Below are 25,148 nucleotides of genomic sequence, written 5' to 3'. Positions count from 1 at the left end.
TGCGGTTTCGTACGTTCAAATTTTTCTTTAGACACGACTCTATTCCTTATGGAGTCCCTTCTTCACTGTGAGAAGGGACTGAAATTAACGAGTTAAACCGGTAAATTACCGATTATTTTGCATTACGAGCTTCAATAACAGCCTGAGCTACGTTGTTTGGCGCTTCATTATACTTCAGGAATTCCATGGAGTAAGAAGCACGGCCCTGGGTCTGTGAACGCAGGTCAGTTGCATAACCAAACATTTCAGACAGTGGCACTTGAGCACGGACGATTTTACCGGTAGGCATGTCATCCATACCTTCGATCATACCGCGACGACGGTTCAGGTCACCAATAACGTCACCCATGTAGTCTTCCGGTGTTTCCACCTCAACTTTCATGATTGGTTCCAGCAGAACTGGTTTCGCTTTTTTGAAGCCGTCTTTAAACGCCAGAGATGCTGCCAGTTTAAACGCCAGTTCGGAGGAGTCAACATCATGGTATGAACCGAAGTGCAGACGAACACCCATGTTAACAACAGGGTAGCCTGCTAACGGACCAGATTTCAGCTGCTCCTGGATACCTTTGTCAACCGCAGGGATGTATTCACCAGGAATCACACCACCTTTGATTTCGTTGACAAATTCGTATTCCATGTTGACGCCATCTGCGTCTTTCTTGTTCAGCGGGTACATGTCGATAACAACATGACCGTACTGACCACGACCACCGGACTGTTTAGCGTGTTTACCTTCGACATCAGCCACTTTCATGGTGATAGCTTCGCGGTAAGCAACCTGTGGTTTACCCACGTTCGCTTCAACTTTGAACTCACGACGCATACGGTCGACCAGAACGTCCAGGTGTAATTCACCCATACCGGCGATGATAGTCTGGTTAGTCTCTTCATCACTTGATACGCGGAATGATGGATCTTCCTGTGCCAGACGGCCCAGTGCGATACCCATTTTTTCCTGGTCAGCTTTGGTTTTCGGCTCGATTGCAACAGAGATTACCGGCTCAGGGAATTCCATACGCTCCAGGATGATTGGTGCTTCAATCGCACACAGAGTATCACCTGTAGTGACGTCTTTCAGACCGATAGCCGCCGCGATGTCACCAGCGCGAACTTCTTTAATCTCTTCACGTTTGTTAGCGTGCATCTGAACGATACGGCCGAAACGCTCTTTCTTGGATTTAACCGGGTTCAGTACGGTATCACCGGAGTTAACAACACCAGAGTATACGCGGAAGAACGTCAGGTTACCCACAAACGGGTCGGTTGCAATTTTAAATGCCAGAGATGCAAACGGCTCTTCGTCAGAAGAGTGACGCTCAGCCGGAGTATCTTTACCGTCGTCCAGAATACCTTTAATTGCAGGAACTTCTGTCGGAGATGGCAGGTACTCAACAACCGCATCCAGCATCGCCTGAACACCTTTGTTCTTAAATGCAGAACCACAGGTTACCAGGATAATTTCGTTCGCCAGTACGCGCTGACGTAATGCTGTTTTGATTTCAGCTTCAGTCAGTTCTTCACCGCCGAGATATTTTTCCATCAGCTCTTCAGAGGCTTCAGCTGCGGCTTCAACCAGATTCTGGTGCCATTCGTCAGCTAATTCCTGCATGTCCGCCGGGATATCTTCGTAGACGAAGGTAACGCCCTGGTCTTCTTCACTCCACTGAATTGCTTTCATTTTGACCAGGTCAACAACACCGGTGAATGACTCTTCAGCGCCGATAGCTAACTGAAGAGGAACCGGAGTTGCAGCCAGACGGGTTTTAATCTGGTCAACAACTTTCAGGAAGTTTGCACCCATACGGTCCATTTTGTTAACGAACGCGATACGAGGTACATGATATTTGTTTGCCTGGCGCCATACGGTTTCAGACTGTGGCTGAACACCACCAACGGCACAGTAAACCATGACAGCACCATCAAGAACACGCATGGAACGTTCTACTTCGATTGTGAAGTCAACGTGCCCCGGGGTGTCGATGATGTTAATGCGGTGTGGTTCAAATTGTTTGCCCATACCGGACCAGAACGCAGTGGTTGCTGCGGAGGTGATAGTAATACCACGCTCTTGTTCCTGCTCCATCCAGTCCATCGTTGCTGAACCTTCGTGGGTCTCACCAATTTTATGGTTCACACCTGTATAAAACAGAATACGTTCTGTTGTGGTGGTTTTACCGGCGTCGATATGTGCACTGATACCGATATTACGGTAACGTGAAATGGGTGTTTGACGAGCCATTTTTTCCTCTCTCTTGGACGTTCGTTTAATTTGGTCGGGCAGCCTTACGGCTACCCTATACACAATTCACTACGGTTTGATTACCAACGGTAGTGTGCGAACGCCTTGTTAGCTTCTGCCATACGGTGAACGTCTTCACGTTTCTTAACGGCAGTGCCTTTGTTTTCAGCTGCATCGGATAATTCATTTGCCAGGCGCAGAGCCATGGACTTATCACCGCGTTTACGAGCAGCTTCAACGATCCAGCGCATTGCTAATGCATTACGGCGGACCGGACGAACTTCAACCGGCACCTGGTAAGTAGAACCACCAACACGGCGGGACTTAACTTCGACAGTCGGACGCACGTTATCCAGTGCGATTTCGAATGCTTCCAGGTGATCTTTACCTGAACGCTGAGCCAGGGTCTCAAGCGCGGTATATACGATTGATTCTGCGGTAGATTTTTTACCGTCTACCATCAGGATATTAACAAATTTGGCCAGCAGCTCTGATCCGAACTTAGGATCTGGCAGAATTTTACGTTGACCAATTACACGACGACGTGGCATGGAAATACTCCGTTGTTAATTCAGGGTTGTCCAAAACTCAATGAGTTTATTTGACATTAATGCGATAAATGTTTGGCCTTACTTAACGGAGAACCATTAAGCTTTTGGCTTCTTCACACCGTACTTAGAACGCGCTTGTTTACGGTCTTTAACACCGGAACAGTCCAGTGCGCCGCGAACAGTGTGGTAGCGAACACCCGGTAAGTCTTTAACACGACCACCGCGGATCAGGATCACGCTGTGTTCCTGCAGGTTATGACCTTCACCACCGATGTATGAAGAAACTTCAAAACCGTTGGTTAAACGTACACGGCATACTTTACGCAGTGCTGAGTTAGGTTTTTTAGGTGTGGTGGTATATACACGGGTACATACACCACGTTTTTGCGGGCAGGCTTCCAGTGCAGGAACGTTGCTTTTCACAACTTTCGAGCTACGGGATTTGCGAACCAGCTGATTAATCGTTGCCATTATAAAAAAAGCTCCTGGTTTTTTGCTTCGTAAACACGGATTTGTGCCTCGTATCTGTCAAAGACAAAACACGAGGACGCGAAATTTTATTGCTGACGCAACAGGGTGTCAAGAAATATACAATGATATTTGCTATTCCCACGCAAAATGTTGCGTGTGTGTGACCGTGAGCGCCACAAAACCAGTATAGTCTGTGATTCTCACTTTGCCCGAAAGGAACGGTAATAAACCGCGTGCTTCGGCATCCTCCCGCAACACACAGGGAATATGACCCGACTGAATAAGCGCCTGCAACAACGGGTTACCTTCCGTTGCTGCGATTACGCCATCTTCGGTAAAAAGGATGTCATCCTCAGGGGATAACAGATTCAGTAATGATTGGATATCAGTACGAAATGGCGATTGGCTGACAGTATATAGCATCTTGCTCACCGTAAGTAGATCAAAATGACACCACGGCGTCAAATGCCGCCAGTTTCCGGGCCAGTTCCGCCGCACTCAGACAGGTGACCGGCAGGATATACGGCGTCTCCGGGGATAACCCGCGCGCAGCCATATCCTCCGCACAGCAGTAGCACTCTTCAATATCGTACAGCGGCAGGACTTTGAAGGTGGCGATATAATCACGGGCGAGAATTTTGGCCGGCGTCTGCTCCGGTAATAACTGCAGCACCCCATCGGATACAAAAAAGGCCGCAACCTCTTCTGTATAATTGCTGGTTGCCAACAGTGCATCCAGCCCTTCCCGGCCGCTGCTGCTGCCGTGAGGTGCGCTTCTGAAAACAAATGCGATACGTTTCACCGGATCTCCCTAAAACTGGATGACACGATCGCTGGTCATCATGGCTTCCGCCAGAGTGCCCAGGCCACTGAGGGAAAACCCGTCCGCCAGATTATCCGCCGCCAGTTTCAGCGATTCTGCCTGCGCGGCATCGGTGACACCGCGGCGCAGAGCGGCGGCCACACAGACTGCCAGCTGAATACCGTTATCGCGGGCAAGCTGCTGCCACTGACGCACCATGTCGGTTTCGTCCCCGGCCGGTGATGTCAGCACATTGGCGTTACTGACCCCTTCGCGGTAAAAAAACACACACTGAATCCGGTGTCCGGCCGCAATCACATGCTGTGCAAACAACAGCGCGCTGCCGGCACGCTGTGTGCCGTAAGCCGGGCCGGTAACCAGCAGGCAGTAAGATAACGGTGTCATTGCTCCGTGCTGCCTTACTCGCCGTTTTTAAACTGGCGGATGTAGAGATAGACCGTGTGTTTGGAGATATTCAGACGCACCGCCACAAGGTTGATGGCATCTTTGATATCGAATATCCCTTTCTCATACAGGTTCAGTACCACCTGTTTGTTCTTCGCGTTGTTTGCCACGTTGCGGTCGGCATTCACTTCTTCGATCGTCTGTTCCAGCGTCTGAGCCACCAGGTCTTCAACGGAAGAGGCAAAGTTCACATTGGAGGTTTCTTCCGCCAGCTCTTTCGGGATAAACGTCTGAACGACCTGGGAGAACGGCACATCCAGGTTCATGTTAATGCACAGCAGCCCGATAATACGGCGTGATTTATTGCGGATAGCAATCGTCAGCGATTTCATCAGTGCCCCGGTTTTCGCCCGGGTGAAATAGGCTTTCGAGGTGCTGCAGTCTTCATCGGTAATATCGTGCAGCATACGCAGCGCGAGGTCAGTGATCGGAGAACCGATTTTACGGCCGGTATGGTGACCGTTTGCGATCTTCACCGCTGAGCGCTTCAGGTCTTCCAGTGAGTGGAGAACGATTTCACAGTGCTCACCGATGAGCAGCGCCAGGCCATCAACAGCCGCCTCATAGGATTTCAGAATCTCATAATCCGTTTCAGTAAACGGATGATTTACAATGTAATCCGAATCATTGTCATTAAATAATACTGGGTTAGACATTTAATACACCACTCTTTGTAACGTGTGAACGTCGTTGGTTTTACTCATCTGTAATCTTTCACTGCAGGAGGAGGATTACCCTGTCATCATCTATCAATTATATACCCGGATTTCACGGGTGCAGGAAAGCAGCAAATGACGGGCTTCCGGTTCTGTGCAGGTACCCGCAGGTTAAGTTATAGCGAAAAACAGGCCGTTTTGCGCCTGAGGTGATCAAATTCTGGTAAAAAATACAAAAAAACACGGATGTTTTGCAAATTTTTCATAATCCTGATCGTGGCGGAAACAAAAACCCGCACAACAGGGCGCGGGTTTTGTCAGTTTCCGGTATCAGCAGGGCTTATTTGGCCGCAGGTTTGATATCCAGTAACTCGACGTCAAAGACCAGGGTCGAGTTGGCAGGGATCCCCGGAACACCGTCAGTACCGTAAGCGGCTTCCGGCGGAATGACCAGTTTGGCTTTACCGCCTTTCTTCATCTGCTTCAGACCTTCGGTCCAGCCTTTGATTACGCTGTCCAGACGGATAGTCAGCGGCTCGTTACGGTCGTAAGAGCTGTCAAACTGAGTGCCGTCGATTAATGCACCTTTATAGTGAACAACAACGGTGTCAGTGTCTTTCGGAGATGCGCCGTTACCGTCTTTCTCAGATTTGTAGAGCACACCGCTTTTGGTTTTTTCAACGCCTTTTTCTTTGGCGAATGCCGCACGGTATTTGTCACCGGCTGCCTTGTTTTCAGTCGCTTCGCGCGCCATTTTTTCCTGAGCGGCACCTTTCACCTGCTCTTCAAAGCCGCGCAGCGTCTGGTTGATCTCTTCATCACTCAGTTTGCTTTTGTTATTGAATGCATCCTGAACACCCGCCATCATCTGATCGCGATCCAGATCCAGACCAATGGATTTCTGCTCATTCAGGGCATTTTCCATATAACGACCCAGTGACGCACCCAGCGCATAGGCATTCTGCTGACTTGCGGTTTTAAATGCGCTGTTCAGCTTTACTTCTTCTTTTTTCGGCGCGGTATCCGCATAAGCCTGTGACATACCTAATGTCATTGCCAGCGAGGTTGCGACAACAGTCGCTTTAAACAGTGATTTCATCCTTTTCTCCATAAATTTTGCAACAGTTACAGGACGTACCGCACAGCAGATCACGTCAGAGAGTCCTTGCAGCCGTCACCGGGCGACATCATAATGTCACGGTTTTGTGATGCTGAGACAACCTTAGCAAAAAGAGGTTTCATAGTAACCCCCCAATAAAAGATATCCTCCCACACTAAGTGTATTTCACAGGAATATTACATACTTTTACACAGGAATCACCGTCTCAGACAGGAGAAAACGATGGACCTTTTGGAACTTGAACAACGCCTCGAACAACTGGAAAGCAAAACCGCCTTTCAGGATCTGACCATTGAGGAACTCAATCAGGTTGTAACACAGCAGCAAATGGATATCACCCGGCTGAATGAAAGGCTCCGCCTGCTGACTGAACGCCTGAAAGCCACCCCGGGCTCAAATGTGGCACCGCTGTCTGAAGAAGTGCCGCCGCCGCACTACTGATAAACAGCGGACATAAAAAAAGCGCATCCGTCAGGAATGCGCTTTTTTTGTCCGGTTCAGACGCGGGTTATCAGTGACAACCGCAGCCGCCGTTACCGTGGCCGTGACCTTTACCTTGACCGCCGCCGCAACAGCCGCCTTCACCGTGTTCGTGACCATGGTCGTGATCGTGGCCGTGACCGCCGCCGCAGCAACCGCCTTCTTCGCCGTGATCGTGACCACCGCAGCAGCCGCCTTCTTCACCGTGAACGTGACCATGCTCCAGCTCTTCTGCTGTTGCTTCACGCACACCGATAACTTCGACGTGGAATTTCAGGTTCTGACCGGCCAGCATATGGTTGCCGTCGACGATCACTTCATCACCTTCAATACCGGTGATTTCAACCGGCACAGGACCCATATCGGTGTCTGCCAGGAAACGCATGCCGACTTCCAGCTCATCAACACCGACGAAAACGTCTTTCGGTACGCGCTGAACCAGGTTTTCGTCATACTGACCGTAAGCGTCGTTTGCGCCGACATCAACGTCGAACACATCACCGGCAACACGGCCGTCCAGTGCACTTTCCAGCCCGCTGATCAGCGCGCCGCGACCGTGCAGATAGTCTAACGGAGCACTTGCCGGAGACTCATCAACTAATACACCGTCTTCTGTTCTTACCTGATAAGCCAGGCTCACTACCAGGTCTTTTGCTACTTTCATGGTATCTCCTACACATCCGCGGGGGATAAGATTTTAATTAACGCGCCGATTGTAACGGAATTTACAGCCACTGTATCTGTTTTGGGACAAATTCCCCCAAATTCTCTGTGAAAAGCAGCGGCCTGTTATTCCCCCGGTCTGAAGATACCAATCACCTGCTCATCTTTGCGCACATGCTGCTCCGCATGCGCGTCCGCCCGGCGCTCAAGATGACCGCACTGCACACACTGCACCACGTCCACATTATCCTCACGCCACATGGCGAGGGTGTCCTGTGCCTGACACTCAGGGCATACCGCGCCTGCAATAAACCGTTTCCGGTTGCTCATTTTTCAGCTCCTGTCTCTGTCCGTCCGCTGCCCGGTGAGTCTTCCGTCAGGTTCCAGCTGTCCGGCTGATGTTTTTCCCGTTTCATTTCATTATCAAACAGATTTTCCAGCTCACGCCGCGCCTCTTTCACGCGGGAGATATGCGAGACCTCCTCTTCCGCCTGCGGGATAAGCTCACGCAGCAGCTGCATATCCAGCCTGCGGAATAATTGCTGCGCCCGGTGCGCTTCCGCCGGATGCGTGCCCAGCCCGATCAGCGTTTTGCGCGCCAGTTCCAGCGCCGACGAGAAGGTTTCACGGCTGAACTGTGTTACCCCGTGTGTAAGCAGCTCGTGTGCTTCCACCCGTCCCCGGGCGCGGGCGATAATCTGCAGGTGCGGAAAGTGCTCCTGACACAACTGCACAATGGTCATGGTATCTTCCGGCTTATCACAGGTAATGACAATCACCTTTGCCGTCTCTGCCCCCGCAGAGCGCAACAATGCGAGTCCGGTCGCATCCCCGTAATAAATCTTATAGCCGTAACGGCGCATGGCACTGACCGCACTGACATCTTTTTCCAGCACCGTCGGATGAATTTTGTTCGCCATCAGCAGACGGCCGATGACCTGCCCCATCCGTCCGAAACCGACCAGAATGACATGCGGATGGTTATCCTCCACAAACGGGGTTTCGCCCGTTCCCGGTTCGGCATTATTGTAACGGCGCGCCAGAATCATATCGATGCCCTGCATCAGCAGCGGCGTGGTCATCATGGAAAGGGTGACCACCACCAGCAGCAGCGCCATCTGATGATCCGTAATCACACGGCTGGCCAGCGCCGCCGAGAACAGCACGAACGCAAATTCCCCGCCCTGACTGAGCACGCCGGCAAACTGTAAGCGCCCGCTGCGGCGGCAGGTCAGATATGCCAGCAGATACAGCACCGTCATTTTGACACTCACCAGCACAATCACACCCAGCAGAATTTGCGGCAGATACTGCCACAGCACGCCGATATTCAGCGACATACCGACAGAAATGAAAAACATCCCCAGCAGCAGCCCTTTAAACGGCTCGATGGTAATCTCCAGCTCATGGCGGTATTCCGTATCCGCCAGCATCACCCCCGCGATAAATGTTCCGAGCGCCATGGAAAACCCGAGCTGCTCCATAAACACCGCAGAGCCGATCACCACCAGCAGTGAAGCCGCGGTAAAGACTTCACTGACCCCGGATTTCACCACCAGCCGGAACAACGGCCGCAGCAGATAGCGCCCGCCGATCAGCAGCCCGGCAAAAGCCAGAATTTTGATACCGATACGATACCAGTCGCTGCCCGCAGCTTCCCCGCCCAGCAAAGGAATAACCGCAAGGATAGGGATCACCGCCATATCCTGGAACAGCAGCACAGAGAATCCCATCTGACCGCTGTCGTTGTTGGTCATGCCCTTTTCATCCATCAGCTGTAACGCCATCGCCGTGGAGGACATCGCCATTCCCAGCCCGCCGACCACCGCCGCCTGCCAGGAGAAATCCGTCAGCCAGAGCAGCACCCCGAGGATCAGGGCGGAGAACACCACCTGCGCGGTACCGGTGCCGAAAATAGATCGCCGCAGTTTCCACAGCTCACGCGGATTCAGTTCCAGCCCGATAAGAAACATCAGGAACACCACACCAAGCTCGGAGAAGTGCAGCAGTTCATTGACGTTTTTGATAAACCCCAGCCCCCACGGGCCGATGGCAATTCCCGCCAGCAGATACCCCAGTACCGCGCCGATACGCAGCCGCTGCGCCACCGGCACCATCACCACGGCTGCCGCGAGAAACACAATACCTGCATGCAGCAGGTTGCCGTCAGCTGGCTCCATTTTTACGTCCTCCGGTCAGTTGCGGTGCCCGCAGCCAGTCACAATACGCCTGCGCCTGTTCATGCAGCATCGCTTTCCCCTGACGGCGCGCGGCATAGAGAATCACCGGTGCCAGCCAGTGCATTTCACACAGCGCAGCGGTCAGTTCAAAGGGGCGCAGCAATTCACTGAGCGGAAACCGGTTATAGCCGCCGTACTGATAAGCTTCCGCCGGTTCCCCGGTGGTAATCACCTGGCGCCAGTATTTGCCGGACAGTTGTCTGCCGCCCTGTTCACCGGAGAAATCACGGGTCAGTACACGGTCAAACCACTCTTTCAGCAGCGCCGGACAGCTGTAGGTATACAGCGGGTGCTGAAACACAATGATGTCATGCTGCCGCAGCAGTTCCTGCTCATGACGGATATCGATAAAAAAGTCCGGATAGGTGCCGTACAGATCATGCACCGTCACATGCCCGAGTTCCGACGCCGCAGAGATAAGCGCCTTGTTGGCGATGGAGTGATGCGGTTCCGGATGGGCGTAAATCAGTAATATGGTCGGATTATTTATCATCACTTCCTCTTAAAAACGTGAGAATCTTTGTGATTTTCGCTACTATGCCCGCTGCAACGATACTCCTCGCCTGCTGACGGGTGATTTGCTGCTGACAACGCACGAATTACATTAATTTTACTCTCAATTACTTACCCTATCGATATTTATGATTGTTTTCTCTTCACTTCAGGTTCGCCGCGGCGTCCGTGTTCTGCTCGACAACGCAACGGCCACCATCAATCCGGGCCAGAAAGTCGGACTGGTGGGAAAAAACGGCTGCGGTAAATCCACGCTGCTGGCACTGCTCAAGGGCGAATTACAGGCCGAAGCAGGCAGTGTGTCATTTCCGGGAAACTGGTCCATGGCCTGGGTTAACCAGGAAACCCCGGCACTGGATGAACCGGCGATTGAGTATGTCATTGACGGTGACCGTGAATTCCGTGAGCTTGAGGCAAAATTACAGCAGGCGAATGAACAGAATGACGGTCATGCGATTGCCGTGATCCACGGTCAGCTCGACACGCTCGATGCCTGGACTATCCGTTCCCGCGCCGCCACACTGCTGCACGGGCTCGGATTCTCACAGGAACAGCTGGACACTCCGGTACGGGCCTTCTCCGGGGGCTGGCGGATGCGCCTGAACCTGGCACAGGCACTGATTTGCCGCTCTGATCTGCTGCTGCTCGATGAACCGACCAACCACCTGGATCTCGATGCCGTGATCTGGCTGGAAAAATGGCTGAAAAGCTATCCCGGCACCCTGATTCTGATCTCCCATGACCGCGATTTCCTCGATCCGATCATTGATAAAGTCCTGCATATTGAACAAAACGGCCTGTTTGAATACACCGGTAACTATTCCTCCTTTGAGGTGCAGCGCGCCGAGAAAATGGCCCAGCAGCAGGCACAGTATGAAAGTCAGCAATTACGCCGCGCACATCTGCAGAAATATGTCGATCGTTTCCGCGCTCAGGCGACCAAAGCCAAGCAGGCGCAGAGCCGTCTGAAAATGCTGGAACGCATGGAACTGATTGCCCCGGCACTGGCGGATAACCCGTTCCGTTTCAGTTTCCGCCCGCCTGAGGCACTGCCGAACCCGCTGCTGAAAATGGAAAAAGTCAGCGCCGGGTACGGTGAGAAAGTCGTTCTGGACAATATCAAACTGAACCTGGTGCCCGGCTCACGTATCGGCCTGCTCGGCCGTAACGGTGCGGGTAAATCCACCCTGATAAAAATGCTTGCCGGTGAACTGGAGCCGTTACAGGGTAAAATTGGTCTCGCAAAAGGCATCAAACTGGGTTACTTCGCCCAGCATCAGCTGGAATTTTTACGGGCGGATGAATCCCCGTTACAACATATGGTGCGCCTGGCGCCGGATCAGACCGAACAGCAGCTGCGCGATTACCTCGGCGGTTATGGTTTCAAAGGTGATCAGGTGACCGATAACACCGGGCGTTTCTCCGGCGGGGAAAAAGCGCGTCTGGTACTGGCCATGATTATCTGGCAGCGCCCGAACCTGCTGCTGCTCGATGAACCGACCAACCACCTGGATCTGGATATGCGCCAGGCACTGACCGAAGCGCTGATCGAATTTGAGGGTGCGATCGTCGTGGTTTCCCACGATCGTCACCTGCTGCGATCCACCACCGATGATCTGTATCTGGTGCATGATGGCCGGGTCGAGCCGTTTGACGGCGATCTGGATGATTATCAGCGCTGGCTGGCAGACAGTCAGAAACAGATGCGCCAGAGTGCGGAACCGGCGGCGGAAAACGGTGAGGAAAAAAATACCGTCACCGCGCAGGATCGCAAAGAACAAAAACGCCGTGAAGCAGAATTCCGTCAGCAGACTCAGCCGCTGCGCAAAGAATCTGAGAAACTGGAAAAAACCATGAGCCGGTTATCGGACGCTATTGCTGTGATTGAGGAAAAACTCGGTGACAGCGGCCTGTATGACCAGTCCCGTAAAGCCGAGCTGAACACCTGCCTTCAGGAACAGGCACAGTTCAAAGCGGAGCTGGAAGAGGCGGAAATGGCCTGGATGGAGATTCAGGAAAACCTCGAAGCCATGACACAGGCATTTGAAAACCAGTAAGTGATAAAGAGCGGCAATTGCCGCTCTCTTTATCTTATCAGCCGTCCAGGCTGTTAATCATGGTGCGGGCATTGATCACCAGTTGCCGCGCCTGCTCTTCCCGTCGCTGTAACAGCGCCATAAACAGCAGATCCGTCACCGTATTCTGTGCTGTCCGCGAGGATATGGACGAACTGCGCCACTCATTTTCTTCTGCGACCGTTTCCAGCACATAATCCGCCATTTTTGCCAGCGGTGACTGACGGTTCCCGGTGATCGCAATCAGCGTGGCATTCTGTTTTTTCGCCGTGGCGGCGGTGACCAGCATATCCTTGCGTTTGCCGCTGAATGACAATACCACCAGCACATCCTTTTCGGTCAGTGTCTGGGAAAAGGCGATCTGGACATGGTGGTCGGCTTCCGCCAGTGTCATCAGCCCGATTTTCTGGAGCTTATAGGCCAGATCTTTCGCTGTCAGCCCGGAGCCGCCGATGCCGGCAACCTGAATACAGCGGGCATTATCCAGACACGCGACAATCTCTGCCATCTGTTCAAAATCGAGCCGCCGGGTGGTTTCTGTAATGGAATTCTGCTTTTCCTGTGCCAGTTTCTGTGCGATCACCAGCAGCGGATCATGTGCTTCTATGCGGTTATGCAGCGCCTGCTGCTGATTGGCTGCCAGCACCCGGTTGCGGCCAATCTCTTCGCTGATCGCGACTTTCAGTGCCGGAAATCCCTTAAATCCCAGTTTCTGACTAAACTTCACTATAGCGGACTGACTCACGCCCACCCGCTCCGCCAGTACCTGGGAGGAAAGTGTGACGGTTTCTTCCGGCTGCGCCAGGATAAAATCAGCAATATGCTGCTGATTGGTCGCCAGCTCTGCTTTTACCCAGCTGATTTTTGTCAGGATCGCCATGTGTGTCTGTTTTCCTTCTGCGGAGAATAAAAAAGGAATAAATTATTTCAACAAAAAAGACGAATTATTCCTGATAAATAACGTATCTGATTAATAAAAATATATTTATATTCAATCAAATATAAAAAATAAAATGATGAGTGAAATGAAACTATTCCTGCTATAGCATCATAGTTGAATAGATTACTCTGTGATAATTCTCACACAAAAAGAATATTTAATTCTTTAGCATGCGATTATATCTTATACAAAGGATCACGCATGAAGATTGACTTAACCTCTATGATTACCGAGAGCCGCAACCCGGCCAGTGCGGATATCGACAGCCTGCCGACATTGGATATGCTGCGGGTGATTAACCGCGAAGACCAGACCGTGGCCCCTGCCGTGGAAAAAACACTGCCGCAGGTGGCACTGGTGGTGGATGCGGTGGCACAGGCATTCCGTCTGGGCGGACGCCTGATTTATATGGGTGCGGGTACCTCCGGCCGTCTCGGGATACTGGATGCCAGTGAATGCCCGCCGACCTTCGGCACCCCGGCGGAGCAGGTGGTCGGTCTGATTGCCGGTGGTCATAAAGCCATTCTGAAAGCCGTTGAAAATGCGGAAGATAACCGCGAACTGGCGGTGAGTGATCTGAAAGCGCTGAATTTCAGTAAGAACGATGTCCTGGTCGGGATCGCCGCCAGCGGCCGCACCCCTTATGTGCTGGGCGGTATGGAATACGCGCTGTCGCTCGGCGCAACGGTCGCCGCCGTCAGCTGTAACCCGGACAGTGAAATGAGCCGTCTGGCCGGTATCGCCATCACGCCGGTGGTCGGCCCGGAAGTCATTACCGGTTCCTCCCGTATGAAAGCCGGTACCGCCCAGAAACTGATACTCAATATGATCACCACCGGTGCCATGATCCGCTCCGGGAAAGTGTACGGCAACCTGATGGCGGATGTGGAAGCAACCAACGCCAAACTGGTTGAGCGGCAGAAACGTATTGTGATGGCCGCAACGGAATGTGACAGAGCGACCGCAGAACAAGCCCTTACCGCCTGTGACGGACACTGCAAAACCGCCATCGTGATGATCCTGGCACAGTTGAGTGCCGGTGACGCCAAAGCCCTGCTGGCACAGCATCAGGGGTTTATCCGTGACGCGCTGACCGGCGCGGCGCACTCCTAACACAAGGTAATCACCATGGCCAAAATCAGTCAGTCAACCATCATACAGATTCTGGATGCTATCGGCGGTCCGGGTAACGTGGCGCAGAGCGGCAACTGTATGACCCGCCTGCGCCTGACACTGAACAACACACAGCTGGCGGATAAAATCGCCATCAAGAAAATTGAGGGCGTGCTGGGTGTGATTGAAAGTGATGAGCAGTTCCAGATTGTGCTGGGGCCGGGCAAAGCACAGACCGCCGCAGAGCTGATGCAGAAGCATCTGGATGAGCATGTGCCCGGCAGTGAACCGGACAGCCGCAGCCTGAAAGAGATTGCCGCTGATCAGAAGCAGCATCTGAAAGAGAAACAGACAAACCCGGTGCAGCGTTTTCTCGCCAAATTCGCCACGATTTTTACCCCGCTCATTCCGGGTTTTATCGGTGTGGGTCTGCTGCTCGGCTTTGCCACACTGTTTGAATCGCTCTGGGTCACCGGCAATCCGTCCCCGGACGGTACGCTGGTGGAAGTGCTGAGCTACATGAAGGTGTTCGGCAAAGGACTGTTTACCTTTATGGGGATCCTGATCGGCTATAACGCGCAGAAGGCCTTCGGCGGATCCGGTGTTAACGGTGCTATCATCGCGGCGCTGTTTATCCTCGGTTATGATCCGCAGGCGACCAAAGGTTTCTACTCCGGTATGGAAACGTTCTTCGGTCACGGCATTGACCCGCGCGGTAACATTATCGGTATTCTGATCGCCACCATCACCGGTGCATGGGTGGAACGGCAGGTACGGCGCTTTATCCCGGCGAACCTGGATATCATTCTGACCTCCGCTATCACCCTGCTGATTATGGGCGCACTGACCTTTATTGTGATTATGCCGATCGGCGTCTGGCTGTTTGACGGCATGTCCTGGCTGTTTATGCACCTCAACGCCAACCCGTTCGGTGCTGCGGTTCTCGCCGGTCTGTTCCTGATTGCGGTGATGTTCGGTATCCACCAGGGCTTTATCCCGGTGTACACCGCACTGGTCGGCACTCAGGGTTTTAACTCCCTGTTCCCGATCCTCGCCATGGCGGGTGCCGGTCAGGTCGGTGCGGCGCTGGCACTGTATGTCCGCGCGAAAAAAGACTCGGTGCTGCGTAATCAAATCCGCGGGGCGATTATCCCGGGCTTTCTCGGTATCGGCGAGCCGCTGATCTACGGCGTGACCCTGCCGCGCGTGAAGCCGTTTATCACGGCCTGTTGCGGTGGTGCTGCGGGCGGGTTCTTTATCGGACTTGTCGCCTGGTTCGGCTATCCGGTCGGGCTGAATACCGTTTTCGGGCCATCGGGGATTATCGCGATTCCGGTCATGACATCCGACAGCGGTATTTTCATGGGGATGGCGGTCTATACCGGCGGGTTACTCGTCGCCTATCTGACCGGATTCCTGTTTACCCTGCTGTTCGGCAGTAAGAATGTGGATTTAAGCTGATTTCGATTTCGCTGCAGTGATAAAAAAAACAGACCGCAATGCGGTCTGTTTTTCATTCAGCTTCTGTTTTTGTTCCGCAGGTTATATTATGTCGGCTATTCAAGCCAGATGAGCGGCACACAGGCGGCGGTGAGTAACCCCATCACAATATTAAAGGTGAACCAGGCATTACGGCTGCGCAGAAAACGGCCGATAAAGGCACCGAATCCGATCCAGATAAACCCGGCAACCAGGTTCACTGAGACCATCACGATACTCATTACCCCGACAGACAGCATATAGGCATCACCGCTCAGGCTGTAACTGCCGACCGCTCCGAGTCCCATCAGCCAGGCCTTGGGATTGATAAACTGCAGCAGCGCCCCCTGATACCAGGTAACGGCCTTGCTGACCTGCGGTTCATCAATAGGCTGATACGGCGCGGTGGCCAGTTTTTTGGCAAGCCACAGAAGGTAAAGACTGCCGGCAATTTTCATAGCAGTATGCAATTTGGGATAAATCAGTAAAATAGCCGCAACACCAAAGGCTGAAAGGTATAATACTGTCTGCATACCGAGCATAATACCGGCCATCAGCACCAGTGTGCGGCGGAAACCATACTGCGCACCGGAGGCGGTCAGTAACAGATTATTCGGTCCGGGCGTGACTGCCGCGATAAACATAAAGACAGAAAGCGAGATAAGAAGGTGTGCAGTCATGAGTAATCCGGCAACATGGTCATTTTCTTTACCGGAAATTACCAGCATGTTTTTCATTAAACAAGAGATGTTTTTTCATTACGAATCTAACTATGTCTAGTCATTTTCAACCGATTTCCTGGGCAACAAATCCGCACCTGCAAACGCTGCTGCCCCGGATTTTCCGCCGGAAACCAATGATAAAACCATTCTGGCAGCGCCTGACGCTGCCGGATAATGATTTTATTGATCTTGCATGGAGCGAAGACCCGGATACCGCACGCCATAAACCACGTCTGGTCATCTTTCACGGGCTGGAGGGCAGTTTCCGCAGCCCGTATGCGCACGGTATTCTGGCTGCGGCCGCCCGTCAGGGCTGGCTGGGTGTTGTTATGCATTTTCGCGGTTGCAGCGGCGAACCGAACCGCTCAAAACGGATTTACCACTCCGGTGAAACCGGCGATGCCCGTTATCTGCTGAACTGGCTGCAGGATACCTACGGCAAAGTACCGACCGGCGCGGTCGGGTATTCACTCGGCGGTAATATGCTGGCCTGTTATCTCGCGGAAGAGGGTGAGAATGCCGCAGTGGATGCGGGAATTGTGGTCTCCGCCCCGCTGATGCTGGAGCCGTGCTCTTTCAAAATGGAAAAGGGCTTTTCCCGTTTTTATCAGTGGTATCTGCTGAAAGGGCTGAAACGTAATGCCACCCGCAAACTGGTGCGCTACCCGAATTCACTGCCGACAAACCTGCTGCATATCCGCGCGATTAAACGTATCCGCGAATTTGATGACATTATCACCTCGCGGATCCACGGCTTCCGCGATGCCTCTGATTACTACCGCCGGTGCAGCGCGCTGCCGAAACTCCCGGCCGTACGTAAGCCGATGCTGATCATTCACGCCAAAGATGATCCCTTTATGGCGCAGGAAGTGGTGCCGGATCTGTCACAGCTGCCACCGTGTGTGGAATATCAGATGACCGAGCACGGCGGCCATGTCGGTTTTGTGACCGGCAGCTGGCGCCGTCCGCGTTTATGGCTGGAGGAGCGCATTCCGGAATGGCTTGCGCCGCATCTGGCCGCAAAGGAGACACCATGATTATTCCCTGGCAGGATATCGCGCCGGAAACACTGGAAAGTATCCTGGAAAGTGTGGTGCTGCGTGAAGGTACTGACTACGGCGAACATGAAAAATCGCTCAGCGATAAAGTGGCGGATCTTTACACGCAACTCAAAAACGGCGACATTGTGATTGTCTGGTCGGAATTACACGAAACACTCAACATCATGCCGTCGGCACAATTCCGCGGCTGATTCAGCCGGAGGAAACACAGCATGTCACGGACCCACCCGATTATCGCCGTTACCGGCTCCAGCGGAGCCGGTACCACGACCACCAGTCAGGCTTTCCGTAAGATCTTCCAGCAACTGGATGCGGTTCCCGCCATTATTGAAGGTGACAGTTTCCACCGTTACACGCGGCCGGAAATGGATGCCGCCATCCGTAAGGCCCGCGAACAGGGGCGTCATATCAGCTATTTCGGGCCCGAAGCCAACGATTTTGGTCTGCTCGAAAGCACATTCCGCCAGTACAGCGAAAACGGCAGCGGCGAGCGCCGCAAATACCTGCATACCTATGATGAAGCCGTGCCCTATAACCAGCTGCCCGGCACCTTCACCCCGCGTGAGGCACTGCCTGCCGGAACAGACGTACTTTTCTATGAGGGATTGCACGGCGGCGTGGTCACGCCGGAACATAATATTGCCGGTCATGTGGATTTGCTGGTCGGTGTGGTACCGATAGTCAATCTGGAGTGGATACAGAAGTTAGTCCGTGACACTAACGATCGCGGTCATTCACGGGAAGCGGTCATGGATTCTGTCGTGCGTTCGATGGATGATTACATCCGCTATATCACCCCGCAGTTTTCCCGCACCCACATTAATTTCCAGCGCGTGCCGACGGTGGATACTTCCAACCCGTTCTCAGCCAAATCCATTCCGTCACAGGATGAGAGCTTTACCGTGATCCGCTTCCGCGGCCTGAAAAAAATCGATTTCCCCTATTTGTTATCCATGCTCCAGGGCTCCTTTATTTCCGCCTCAAATACCATTGTCGTGCCCGGCGGAAAATTAGGGCTGGCGATGGAATTAATAATGGCGCCGCTGGCAGAGCAATTATTGCAGGGAAAACAAATAAACAAGCGATAAAAAAACCGGGTAATAATGTATTACCCGGTTAGTGTTCAAAAATAAAAATAATATTTCAAAAAATTATTCAATATTTTTTACGTCGAAGCTATGTGTAATTTTAACACTTTCGCCTAACATTAATGAAACAGAGCAATATTTCTCAGCGGATAATTGCACAGCGCGTCCGACAACATTTTCAGTCAGGTCACGGCCGGTTACAATAAAATGCAGATTGATATGAGTGAATAAACGCGGCGCGGTTTCACGACGTTCAGCGGTGAGTTTTACATCACAATCAATGACTTGATTACGGCCTTTTTGCAAAATAGAGACAACATCAATAGCGCTGCAGCCGCCGGTTGCCATCAGTACCATCTCCATCGGGTTCGGGGCTTTTTCACCGGCATTACCGTCCATTGTAATCTGGTGTCCTGACGCGGATTCCCCTAAGAAAGTCATGTTCTCAACCCACTTTACACGCGCTTCCATTTTTATACCCTCATCATCAATATAATTCACGACAGACTACCCTTTCATTCACGGGCTGGCAATCTCTCTCATAGTTTATTATGCTGAAGCGAGACAGTGGAAGACAGGATAGTTTTCCTGTGTTAAAAACACGGCAAGGATTTATCTATGGCTAAGATCAATATCTTTCCGTGAGGATTATTATACTATTTTAATAAACTAACTTGCCGGAAATTCAGCAAGTTAATATGATAAGCTAAGACTTTATATAATTGCAGAGCGTAAACAACGGTTTGCAATAACTAACAACAGAGGATAACGCGAATGGTTCTCGGCAAGCCACAAACAGACCCCACGCTTGAATGGTTTTTGTCTCACTGCCATATCCACAAATATCCATCCAAAAGCACGCTTATTCATCAGGGCGAAAAGGCAGAAACACTCTACTACATTGTAAAAGGTTCTGTTGCGGTGCTGATCAAAGATGAAGAAGGCAAAGAGATGATTTTATCCTATCTCAACCAGGGTGATTTCATCGGTGAACTCGGATTATTTGAGGAAGGACAGGAACGTACAGCGTGGGTACGGGCAAAAAGCGCCTGCGAAGTTGCAGAAATCTCGTACAAAAAGTTCCGCCAGCTTATCCAGGTTAACCCGGATATCCTTATGCGCCTTTCCGCGCAGATGGCAAGCCGCCTGCAAACCACATCAGAAAAGGTCGGAAACCTTGCATTCCTTGATGTGACAGGCCGCATCGCCCAGACATTACTCAACCTGGCAAAACAACCGGATGCCATGACACATCCGGACGGCATGCAAATCAAAATTACCCGTCAGGAAATCGGCCAGATTGTGGGATGTTCCCGCGAAACCGTCGGCCGTATTCTGAAGATGCTGGAAGATCAGAACCTGATCTCCGCACACGGTAAAACCATCGTGGTATACGGCACCCGTTAATCCGGACCGCCCTTATCACCAAAACAGGCGCAATTGCGCCTGTTTTTTTGTTTCTGAATTCCGCCGTTTTACTGCATTTCCCGGAAATCATTCAGGGTTTTTGCCAGCCGTTTCATCCCTTCATCCACATCCGCTTTTTCAATAATCAGCGATGGCGTGAAACGCAGAACATTGGTACCGGCGTTAAGCAGCATCAGACCATTTTTGGCTGCCAGCCCCAGCAGGGTTTTTGACTGATCGCGGTAGATACCCGCCAGTTCGGCACCAATCAGCAGCCCTTTCCCGCGGATCTCCGCAAATGCACCGAATGTACTGTTCAGGGATTGCAGTGCATCCGTAAACCACTGATGGCGCTCATTCACCCCCGCCAGCAATGCCGGGTCGTTGATCAGATCAAAGGCCGCATTGCCGACCGCGCAGGCCAGCGGGTTGCCGCCGTAGGTTGTGCCGTGTGTGCCGGGTACCATCACCTGTGCAATGTCCTGTTTTGTCAGCATGGCACTGATCGGGAAACCGCCTCCCAGCGCTTTGGCGGTAGTCAGAATATCCGGCTCAATGCCATAATCCATATAGGCAAACAGTTTTCCGCTGCGCCCCATCCCGCTCTGCACTTCATCAAATACCAGCAGCGCCTGATGCTTATCACACAACTCACGCAGCCCCTGCATAAAGGCCGGAGTGGCCGGCGTGATCCCGCCCTCACCCTGGACAGGTTCCAGCACCACGGCACAGGTGTGATCATCCATCACCGCTTTGACAGCATCAAGGTCGTTAAAAGGCACATGAATAATATCCGCCGGTTTCGGCCCGAAGCCATCGGCATATTTCGGCTGACCACCGACAGAAACGGTAAAGAGTGTCCGGCCGTGAAAACCGTGATGAAAAGCGATAATTTTGGTTTTATAAGGATGATGACGGGTCAGTGCATAATGACGCGCCAGTTTGAATGCGGCTTCATTTGCCTCCGCACCGGAGTTGGCAAAGAAAACCCGTTCCGCGAACGTGTGGTTTATCAGCTTCTGCGCCAGTGTCAGCGCCGGTTCATTGGTGAAAATATTGCTGACATGCCAGAGCGACTCACTCTGGGTTTTCAGTGCAGCGACCAGTGCCGGATGACAATGACCCAGCGCCAGCACGGCAATCCCCCCGGCGAAATCAACATATTCGGTGCCGTTCTGATCCCACACCCGGCTTCCCTGACCTCTGACAGGAATAAATTCAGCCGGTGCATAAATTGGCAGCATTACTTCATCATAAGTGCCGCGCGTAACCGCATTCTGTTTTGTCATCGTTCCTTACCTGATCTATCCACAAGTGAAAATATAATCACCAAATATGAATAAAAAATCAAATCAAAACGAATGAAAAAACAGAACCGGGGATAAAAAAAGCGATAACTGATTAGTATTTCAGGAAATTATTCAGGAGTTCATGCCCCTGCTCACTGAGAATACTTTCCGGATGGAACTGCACACCTTCAATCGGCAGGGTTTTATGGCGTATACCCATGATTTCATCCACATTGCCGTCATGCAGGCTCCATGCGGTAACCTCAAATGAAGCAGGCAATGTTTCCGGGGCAATCACCAGTGAGTGATAGCGGGTGACAGTCAGCGGACGGTTCAGCCCTTTGAATACGCCCTGCTGGTTATGATGGATTGCGGTGGTTTTGCCGTGCATCACTTTACGTGCCTTCACCACCTGCGCACCGAACGCCTGGCCGATAGCCTGATGTCCGAGACACACCCCGAGGATCGGGATTTCACCGGCAAAATGGCTGACCGCATCCAGTGAAATACCGGCTTCTGACGGCGTACAGGGACCCGGTGAGATCACCAGATGAGATGGCGATAATTGCTCAATATCACTGAGGCTGACAGCATCATTTCGTTTAACCTGTACATCTGCACCTAACTCACAGAAGTATTGATACAGGTTATAAGTAAATGAGTCATAATTATCGATAATTAATAGCATGATTATCTATATCCGACTGATATATTTATCTTTTTTATTTTCAAACTGCTGTATCAGGCACACGTTGACAATACCCTGCAACCCCCGGGGATTGCACAGACAGTTTCATGAAGCGGGCTATAATACCACAGCCGGACAGAGAAAATAGCCCGAATGCGGCACGGCGCCGCAGAGGCAGATGTCGTCTTATTCAGACTATCAGGGAGTTTGACAGACTTACGGGGAATATCCGGAAATATTCCCCTTAATCTGCACGAAAATACGGTTTATTTTACGATAGTTGCAGAGATAATTTTGATCGGTGTTGACGGCACGTTCTGATACGGACCGATGTTTTCTGTCTTCACTTTTGAGATTTTATCGACAACATCCATGCCGTTCACGACTTTACCAAACACGGCATAGCCGAAATCGCGCTGGCCGTGATCGAGGAATGCATTATCCGCCACATTGATAAAAAACTGGCTGGTTGCGCTGTCTTTATCTGCAGTACGCGCCATTGCAATAGTGCCGCGCAGGTTACGCAGGCCGTTATCCGCTTCATTTTTTACCGGCGGACGGGTCTGTTTCTGATTCATATCCGCCGTGAAACCACCACCCTGTACCATAAAGCCCGGGATGACACGGTGGAATGTTGTATCGTCATAGAATTTATCGGTGACATACTGTTTGAAATTTTCCACGGTTTTCGGCGCTTTTTCATTATCCAGCGCAATTTCAAAATCGCCTGCAGTGGTGGTAAATTTAACATGCGTCTGCTCTGCCGCAAACGCCAGCGACGTTGCACTGAGGGTACAGGCTGCCACAAATGTAACTAAAACACGTTTTAACATTCCCAATTCCTTTCAACGAAATAAACTGACACTAATCTTATCGATTTTAATGGGCAATGACGCTGAGCGCCACCGATTTACTTTAATTTACCTTTACCGCCGGGATAACTAATTAATATAAGAATTTTTCACGTATTTGTACTGATGATATTCTGTGCACAGACCGTATTTTAGCAAAATAAGACGTAACTGCTCATTCTGCTGCATCTTTATTGCATTTAATGCGTAAATATAAATATTACTTTGATTTTTATGGAAAAATTTATTTTTCGATAAAAAACTAAACTTATGTCAAATAAAAAATAGCACCTGTCTGTATAACAGATAATAAACCATTCTGTTTTTTTATCTTTTTGCGAGTAAATATCTGCGTTTTTTTCGCCGGAAAGGCTTTGTTTTCTCCGGATTATATCGGTTGCCGCCCCCGGCCTCTTATTGTTATTACTTTTTCCCGTTCTGAGAATAAACAGGCACAGTAATCTCTCCGCCGCAGTTCTTAAACAACAGGCATTAGGCTATAATCATCCCGGTTTCGACCTGAGGAGAACAGATTTTGACCATTAAAACGCACAACTACCAAGTGACCCATTTTGTCATCAGCGCACCGGATATCCGCCATTTACCGGAAGATACGGGGATCGAAGTGGCGTTTGCCGGTCGCTCCAATGCCGGAAAATCGAGTGCGCTGAATGCACTGACACAGCAAAAAAGCCTGGCACGAACCAGTAAAACACCGGGACGTACTCAGCTTATTAACCTGTTTGAGGTCACTGACGGCTGCCGTGTGGTTGACCTGCCGGGCTACGGTTACGCTGAAGTTCCGGAAGCCATGAAACGCAAATGGCAGGCGGCACTGGGCGAATATCTGCAAAAGCGCAACTGTCTGCGCGGCCTGGTGGTGCTGATGGATATCCGCCATCCGCTCAAAGACCTGGATATGCAGATGATTGAATGGGCAGTGGCCATGCAGGTACCGGTACTGGCACTGCTGACCAAAGCCGACAAACTGGCCAGCGGCGCACGTAAGAAGCAGCTGATGGCGGTGCGTGATGCACTGACAGACCTGAGTGATACCGGTGATATTCAGGTGGAATATTTCTCTGCCCTGAAAAAAATCGGCATTGATAAGTTACGCCTGAAACTGGACACCTGGTTCAGCGAAAGCGACACAGAATGATCCGCTGACATATCCGCTCATGAAGAAACCCGCATACAGCGGGTTTTTTTATGCAAAAAAAATGCTCCGGTCAGACGTTATCTGACCGGAGCAGCTAATATTCAGCTAAATCCGATTACGTGAAGTAAAAGGTCTGAAAGATAGAACATCTTACCTCTGTACCCTACGCGAACAACTTTACCGCAAATTTACGGACAAAAAAACCTTTTTTGTAATTTTTTTTCATATTAAGCACGATTCAGCTTGTCACAAAACGGTCAGATCCCCTTCAAATGTACTTTAATTACATATTTATGCGATCCGGATCTATAGGTAGTTCCGGGCTGTCCGCACAAAATAGCAACAAAACAGCACAAATGGTGCCGTTTTCACACCATACTGTTATGATAGTCTGAGCGCATCCGGGAGTACGTCTCCCCATAATTTTTATTTATATTAGTGAGTTAGCTATGGCATTACTGACATTACGGCATTTTCCTGATCCCTGCCTGCGGGAAACAGCCCAACCCGTCACGGTTTTTGATGACGAACTGAAAACATTTGTCACAGATATGACAGAAACCATGTATACCGAACGGGGTATCGGCCTTGCTGCACCGCAGGTCGGTGTCTGTAAGCGTGTGATTATCGTGGATGTCTCTGAAAACCGCGATCAGCCGATGGCGCTGATTAACCCGGAATTTATTCAGTGCGACGGCGAAATGATGATGATGGACGGCTGCCTGTCTCTGCCGGAGAGTTATACGGAGACACAGCGCTACTCTTCAGTCACTGTCCGTTATCAGGATATAAACGGTACAGAACATACCCTTGAGGCGGAAGGATTACAGGCGGGCTGCCTCCAGCACGAAATCGACCATCTCAATGGCAAGCTGTTTATCGACCATCTCTCGCCGCTGAAGCGCCAGCGCATTGAGAAAAAAGTGAAAAAGACCCTGAAAATGCGGGAAGAAAACGCATAACAGGAAAATTCCCCCGGAACACAATCCCTTTATGCTATAGATTTCAGAGTGTGGTCAATGTGATACCGGATGCTAAGGCTAAATCATTCGGTTGGCAGCAAGGCAGCAAGCAGA

At 51.3% G+C, this 25,148-nt stretch carries 28 protein-coding genes; 10 read left to right on the top strand and 18 right to left on the bottom strand.

Translation table 11 applies throughout. The annotated features are described in order from the left end of the window. Positions 1–112 precede the first annotated feature (112 nt). The 8 genes from fusA to fkpA form a co-directional block, all read right to left on the bottom strand. A complete protein-coding gene (fusA, locus tag U868_RS0119890) occupies positions 113–2,239 on the bottom strand; it encodes an elongation factor G (RefSeq protein WP_025154803.1) in 2,127 nt (708 codons plus the stop codon). A gap of 80 nt (positions 2,240–2,319) precedes the next feature. Next, positions 2,320–2,790: a 30S ribosomal protein S7 gene (gene rpsG, locus U868_RS0119885; RefSeq protein WP_025154802.1), complete on the bottom strand. Its 471-nt coding sequence runs from the start codon at positions 2,788–2,790 to the stop codon at positions 2,320–2,322. A gap of 96 nt (positions 2,791–2,886) precedes the next feature. Continuing rightward, positions 2,887–3,261, bottom strand: coding sequence for a 30S ribosomal protein S12 (rpsL, locus tag U868_RS0119880; protein WP_004236497.1), 375 nt, complete (start codon positions 3,259–3,261; stop codon positions 2,887–2,889). A gap of 132 nt (positions 3,262–3,393) precedes the next feature. Further along, positions 3,394–3,684, bottom strand: coding sequence for a sulfurtransferase complex subunit TusB (gene tusB / locus U868_RS0119875; RefSeq protein WP_025154801.1), 291 nt, complete (start codon positions 3,682–3,684; stop codon positions 3,394–3,396). Between the two features lie 19 nt (positions 3,685–3,703). Further along, a complete protein-coding gene (gene tusC, locus U868_RS0119870; RefSeq protein ID WP_025154800.1) occupies positions 3,704–4,063 on the bottom strand; it encodes a sulfurtransferase complex subunit TusC in 360 nt (119 codons plus the stop codon). Positions 4,064–4,072: 9 nt separating this feature from the next. Then, positions 4,073–4,468, bottom strand: a complete 396-nt coding sequence (gene tusD / locus U868_RS0119865; RefSeq protein ID WP_025154799.1) for a sulfurtransferase complex subunit TusD — start codon at positions 4,466–4,468, stop codon at positions 4,073–4,075. A gap of 14 nt (positions 4,469–4,482) precedes the next feature. Next, positions 4,483–5,184: a helix-turn-helix transcriptional regulator gene (locus tag U868_RS0119860; RefSeq protein WP_025154798.1), complete on the bottom strand. Its 702-nt coding sequence runs from the start codon at positions 5,182–5,184 to the stop codon at positions 4,483–4,485. A 340-nt stretch (positions 5,185–5,524) separates the two neighbouring features. Then, positions 5,525–6,283, bottom strand: coding sequence for an FKBP-type peptidyl-prolyl cis-trans isomerase (gene fkpA, locus U868_RS0119855; protein ID WP_036412181.1), 759 nt, complete (start codon positions 6,281–6,283; stop codon positions 5,525–5,527). A 243-nt stretch (positions 6,284–6,526) separates the two neighbouring features. Here fkpA and U868_RS0119850 point away from each other — a divergent pair, with 243 nt between their 5' ends. Next, complete coding sequence (locus tag U868_RS0119850; RefSeq protein ID WP_004240722.1) at positions 6,527–6,745, top strand: SlyX family protein; 219 nt, start codon at positions 6,527–6,529, stop codon at positions 6,743–6,745. Positions 6,746–6,815: 70 nt separating this feature from the next. Here the strand turns inward: U868_RS0119850 and slyD are convergent, their stop codons facing one another. The 4 genes from slyD to kefG all read right to left on the bottom strand — a co-directional run bounded on the left by slyD (position 6,816) and on the right by kefG (position 10,180). Next, positions 6,816–7,448 (bottom strand): peptidylprolyl isomerase, encoded by a 633-nt coding sequence (gene slyD, locus U868_RS0119845; protein ID WP_025154796.1) that lies wholly within the window; start codon positions 7,446–7,448, stop codon positions 6,816–6,818. A 125-nt stretch (positions 7,449–7,573) separates the two neighbouring features. Continuing rightward, positions 7,574–7,777: a YheV family putative zinc ribbon protein gene (locus tag U868_RS0119840; protein WP_025154795.1), complete on the bottom strand. Its 204-nt coding sequence runs from the start codon at positions 7,775–7,777 to the stop codon at positions 7,574–7,576. Further along, positions 7,774–9,627, bottom strand: coding sequence for a glutathione-regulated potassium-efflux system protein KefB (gene kefB, locus U868_RS0119835; RefSeq protein ID WP_025154794.1), 1,854 nt, complete (start codon positions 9,625–9,627; stop codon positions 7,774–7,776). The genes U868_RS0119840 and kefB overlap by 4 nt, the downstream gene beginning before the upstream one ends. After that, on the bottom strand, positions 9,614–10,180 hold the full coding sequence (gene kefG / locus U868_RS0119830; protein WP_025154793.1) for a glutathione-regulated potassium-efflux system ancillary protein KefG: 567 nt from the start codon (positions 10,178–10,180) through the stop codon (positions 9,614–9,616). The genes kefB and kefG overlap by 14 nt, the downstream gene beginning before the upstream one ends. Positions 10,181–10,328: 148 nt before the next feature. On the opposite strand from kefG, the gene U868_RS0119825 reads away from it, so the two are divergent. Beyond that, the gene (locus U868_RS0119825; protein WP_025154792.1) at positions 10,329–12,257 is read left to right on the top strand and encodes an ABC transporter ATP-binding protein; all 1,929 of its coding nucleotides are present in this window, start codon (positions 10,329–10,331) and stop codon (positions 12,255–12,257) included. Positions 12,258–12,294: 37 nt separating this feature from the next. On the opposite strand, the gene U868_RS0119820 is transcribed toward U868_RS0119825, so the two are convergent. Further along, positions 12,295–13,155, bottom strand: a complete 861-nt coding sequence (locus tag U868_RS0119820) for an SIS domain-containing protein (RefSeq protein WP_025154791.1) — start codon at positions 13,153–13,155, stop codon at positions 12,295–12,297. A 261-nt stretch (positions 13,156–13,416) separates the two neighbouring features. On the opposite strand from U868_RS0119820, the gene murQ reads away from it, so the two are divergent. Further along, complete coding sequence (murQ, locus tag U868_RS0119810; protein ID WP_025154790.1) at positions 13,417–14,328, top strand: N-acetylmuramic acid 6-phosphate etherase; 912 nt, start codon at positions 13,417–13,419, stop codon at positions 14,326–14,328. Positions 14,329–14,343: 15 nt separating this feature from the next. Next, a complete protein-coding gene (gene murP / locus U868_RS0119805; RefSeq protein WP_025154789.1) occupies positions 14,344–15,789 on the top strand; it encodes a PTS N-acetylmuramic acid transporter subunit IIBC in 1,446 nt (481 codons plus the stop codon). A gap of 95 nt (positions 15,790–15,884) precedes the next feature. Here the strand turns inward: murP and U868_RS0119800 are convergent, their stop codons facing one another. Next, positions 15,885–16,487, bottom strand: a complete 603-nt coding sequence (locus U868_RS0119800) for a LysE family translocator (protein WP_025154788.1) — start codon at positions 16,485–16,487, stop codon at positions 15,885–15,887. A gap of 92 nt (positions 16,488–16,579) precedes the next feature. Here U868_RS0119800 and U868_RS0119795 point away from each other — a divergent pair, with 92 nt between their 5' ends. Genes U868_RS0119795 through U868_RS0119785 form a run of 3 tightly spaced genes read left to right on the top strand, consistent with a single transcriptional unit; the run spans position 16,580 to position 18,678 of the window. Then, entirely contained in the window at positions 16,580–17,566 is a 987-nt protein-coding gene (locus U868_RS0119795) for a hydrolase (protein WP_025154787.1), read from the top strand. Continuing rightward, positions 17,563–17,781 carry a YheU family protein gene (locus tag U868_RS0119790; protein WP_004236514.1) on the top strand — a complete coding sequence of 73 codons (219 nt, stop codon included), beginning with the start codon at positions 17,563–17,565 and terminating at the stop codon, positions 17,779–17,781. The genes U868_RS0119795 and U868_RS0119790 overlap by 4 nt, the downstream gene beginning before the upstream one ends. Before the next feature lie 21 nt (positions 17,782–17,802). Beyond that, entirely contained in the window at positions 17,803–18,678 is an 876-nt protein-coding gene (locus tag U868_RS0119785; protein ID WP_025154786.1) for a phosphoribulokinase, read from the top strand. 63 nt (positions 18,679–18,741) lie between these two features. Here U868_RS0119785 and U868_RS0119780 read toward each other — a convergent pair whose 3' ends face one another. After that, positions 18,742–19,149: an OsmC family protein gene (locus U868_RS0119780; RefSeq protein WP_025154785.1), complete on the bottom strand. Its 408-nt coding sequence runs from the start codon at positions 19,147–19,149 to the stop codon at positions 18,742–18,744. 303 nt (positions 19,150–19,452) lie between these two features. Here U868_RS0119780 and crp point away from each other — a divergent pair, with 303 nt between their 5' ends. Then, entirely contained in the window at positions 19,453–20,085 is a 633-nt protein-coding gene (crp, locus tag U868_RS0119775; RefSeq protein ID WP_004240730.1) for a cAMP-activated global transcriptional regulator CRP, read from the top strand. A 68-nt stretch (positions 20,086–20,153) separates the two neighbouring features. On the opposite strand, the gene argD is transcribed toward crp, so the two are convergent. The 3 genes from argD to ppiA all read right to left on the bottom strand — a co-directional run bounded on the left by argD (position 20,154) and on the right by ppiA (position 22,895). Further along, positions 20,154–21,374, bottom strand: coding sequence for a bifunctional acetylornithine/succinyldiaminopimelate transaminase (gene argD, locus U868_RS0119770; protein ID WP_025154784.1), 1,221 nt, complete (start codon positions 21,372–21,374; stop codon positions 20,154–20,156). 112 nt (positions 21,375–21,486) lie between these two features. After that, entirely contained in the window at positions 21,487–22,062 is a 576-nt protein-coding gene (locus U868_RS0119765; protein ID WP_004236520.1) for an aminodeoxychorismate synthase component II, read from the bottom strand. A gap of 266 nt (positions 22,063–22,328) precedes the next feature. After that, on the bottom strand, positions 22,329–22,895 hold the full coding sequence (gene ppiA / locus U868_RS0119760) for a peptidylprolyl isomerase A (RefSeq protein WP_025154783.1): 567 nt from the start codon (positions 22,893–22,895) through the stop codon (positions 22,329–22,331). 553 nt (positions 22,896–23,448) lie between these two features. Between ppiA and yihA the strand changes: the two genes are divergently transcribed. Together yihA and def are read left to right on the top strand one after the other, a co-directional pair. Then, entirely contained in the window at positions 23,449–24,072 is a 624-nt protein-coding gene (yihA, locus tag U868_RS0119755) for a ribosome biogenesis GTP-binding protein YihA/YsxC (protein ID WP_025154782.1), read from the top strand. A gap of 449 nt (positions 24,073–24,521) precedes the next feature. Next, positions 24,522–25,034 (top strand): peptide deformylase, encoded by a 513-nt coding sequence (gene def / locus U868_RS0119750; protein ID WP_025154781.1) that lies wholly within the window; start codon positions 24,522–24,524, stop codon positions 25,032–25,034. Positions 25,035–25,148: the final 114 nt, after the last annotated feature.

The organism is Morganella morganii H1r, assembly GCF_000633515.1.
In the GTDB taxonomy this organism is placed as follows: Bacteria; Pseudomonadota; Gammaproteobacteria; order Enterobacterales; family Enterobacteriaceae; genus Morganella; species Morganella morganii_B.
Note: the sequence above shows the minus strand (reverse complement) of the source record. Positions and strands in the feature narration are given on the sequence as shown.

Bases quoted from the DNA above. Each gene is read 5' to 3' on its own strand.
- fusA (WP_025154803.1), bottom strand. From the start codon at position 2,239: ATGGCTCGTCAAACACCCATTTCACGTTACCGTAATATCGGTATCAGT.
- rpsG (WP_025154802.1), bottom strand. From the start codon at position 2,790: ATGCCACGTCGTCGTGTAATTGGTCAACGTAAAATTCTGCCAGATCCT.
- rpsL (WP_004236497.1), bottom strand. From the start codon at position 3,261: ATGGCAACGATTAATCAGCTGGTTCGCAAATCCCGTAGCTCGAAAGTT.
- tusB (WP_025154801.1), bottom strand. From the start codon at position 3,684: ATGCTATATACTGTCAGCCAATCGCCATTTCGTACTGATATCCAATCA.
- tusD (WP_025154799.1), bottom strand. From the start codon at position 4,468: ATGACACCGTTATCTTACTGCCTGCTGGTTACCGGCCCGGCTTACGGC.
- U868_RS0119860 (WP_025154798.1), bottom strand. From the start codon at position 5,184: ATGTCTAACCCAGTATTATTTAATGACAATGATTCGGATTACATTGTA.
- fkpA (WP_036412181.1), bottom strand. From the start codon at position 6,283: ATGAAATCACTGTTTAAAGCGACTGTTGTCGCAACCTCGCTGGCAATG.
- U868_RS0119850 (WP_004240722.1), top strand. From the start codon at position 6,527: ATGGACCTTTTGGAACTTGAACAACGCCTCGAACAACTGGAAAGCAAA.
- slyD (WP_025154796.1), bottom strand. From the start codon at position 7,448: ATGAAAGTAGCAAAAGACCTGGTAGTGAGCCTGGCTTATCAGGTAAGA.
- U868_RS0119840 (WP_025154795.1), bottom strand. From the start codon at position 7,777: ATGAGCAACCGGAAACGGTTTATTGCAGGCGCGGTATGCCCTGAGTGT.
- kefB (WP_025154794.1), bottom strand. From the start codon at position 9,627: ATGGAGCCAGCTGACGGCAACCTGCTGCATGCAGGTATTGTGTTTCTC.
- kefG (WP_025154793.1), bottom strand. From the start codon at position 10,180: ATGATAAATAATCCGACCATATTACTGATTTACGCCCATCCGGAACCG.
- U868_RS0119825 (WP_025154792.1), top strand. From the start codon at position 10,329: ATGATTGTTTTCTCTTCACTTCAGGTTCGCCGCGGCGTCCGTGTTCTG.
- U868_RS0119820 (WP_025154791.1), bottom strand. From the start codon at position 13,155: ATGGCGATCCTGACAAAAATCAGCTGGGTAAAAGCAGAGCTGGCGACC.
- murQ (WP_025154790.1), top strand. From the start codon at position 13,417: ATGAAGATTGACTTAACCTCTATGATTACCGAGAGCCGCAACCCGGCC.
- murP (WP_025154789.1), top strand. From the start codon at position 14,344: ATGGCCAAAATCAGTCAGTCAACCATCATACAGATTCTGGATGCTATC.
- U868_RS0119800 (WP_025154788.1), bottom strand. From the start codon at position 16,487: ATGACTGCACACCTTCTTATCTCGCTTTCTGTCTTTATGTTTATCGCG.
- U868_RS0119795 (WP_025154787.1), top strand. From the start codon at position 16,580: ATGTCTAGTCATTTTCAACCGATTTCCTGGGCAACAAATCCGCACCTG.
- U868_RS0119790 (WP_004236514.1), top strand. From the start codon at position 17,563: ATGATTATTCCCTGGCAGGATATCGCGCCGGAAACACTGGAAAGTATC.
- U868_RS0119785 (WP_025154786.1), top strand. From the start codon at position 17,803: ATGTCACGGACCCACCCGATTATCGCCGTTACCGGCTCCAGCGGAGCC.
- U868_RS0119780 (WP_025154785.1), bottom strand. From the start codon at position 19,149: ATGGAAGCGCGTGTAAAGTGGGTTGAGAACATGACTTTCTTAGGGGAA.
- crp (WP_004240730.1), top strand. From the start codon at position 19,453: ATGGTTCTCGGCAAGCCACAAACAGACCCCACGCTTGAATGGTTTTTG.
- argD (WP_025154784.1), bottom strand. From the start codon at position 21,374: ATGACAAAACAGAATGCGGTTACGCGCGGCACTTATGATGAAGTAATG.
- U868_RS0119765 (WP_004236520.1), bottom strand. From the start codon at position 22,062: ATGCTATTAATTATCGATAATTATGACTCATTTACTTATAACCTGTAT.
- ppiA (WP_025154783.1), bottom strand. From the start codon at position 22,895: ATGTTAAAACGTGTTTTAGTTACATTTGTGGCAGCCTGTACCCTCAGT.
- def (WP_025154781.1), top strand. From the start codon at position 24,522: ATGGCATTACTGACATTACGGCATTTTCCTGATCCCTGCCTGCGGGAA.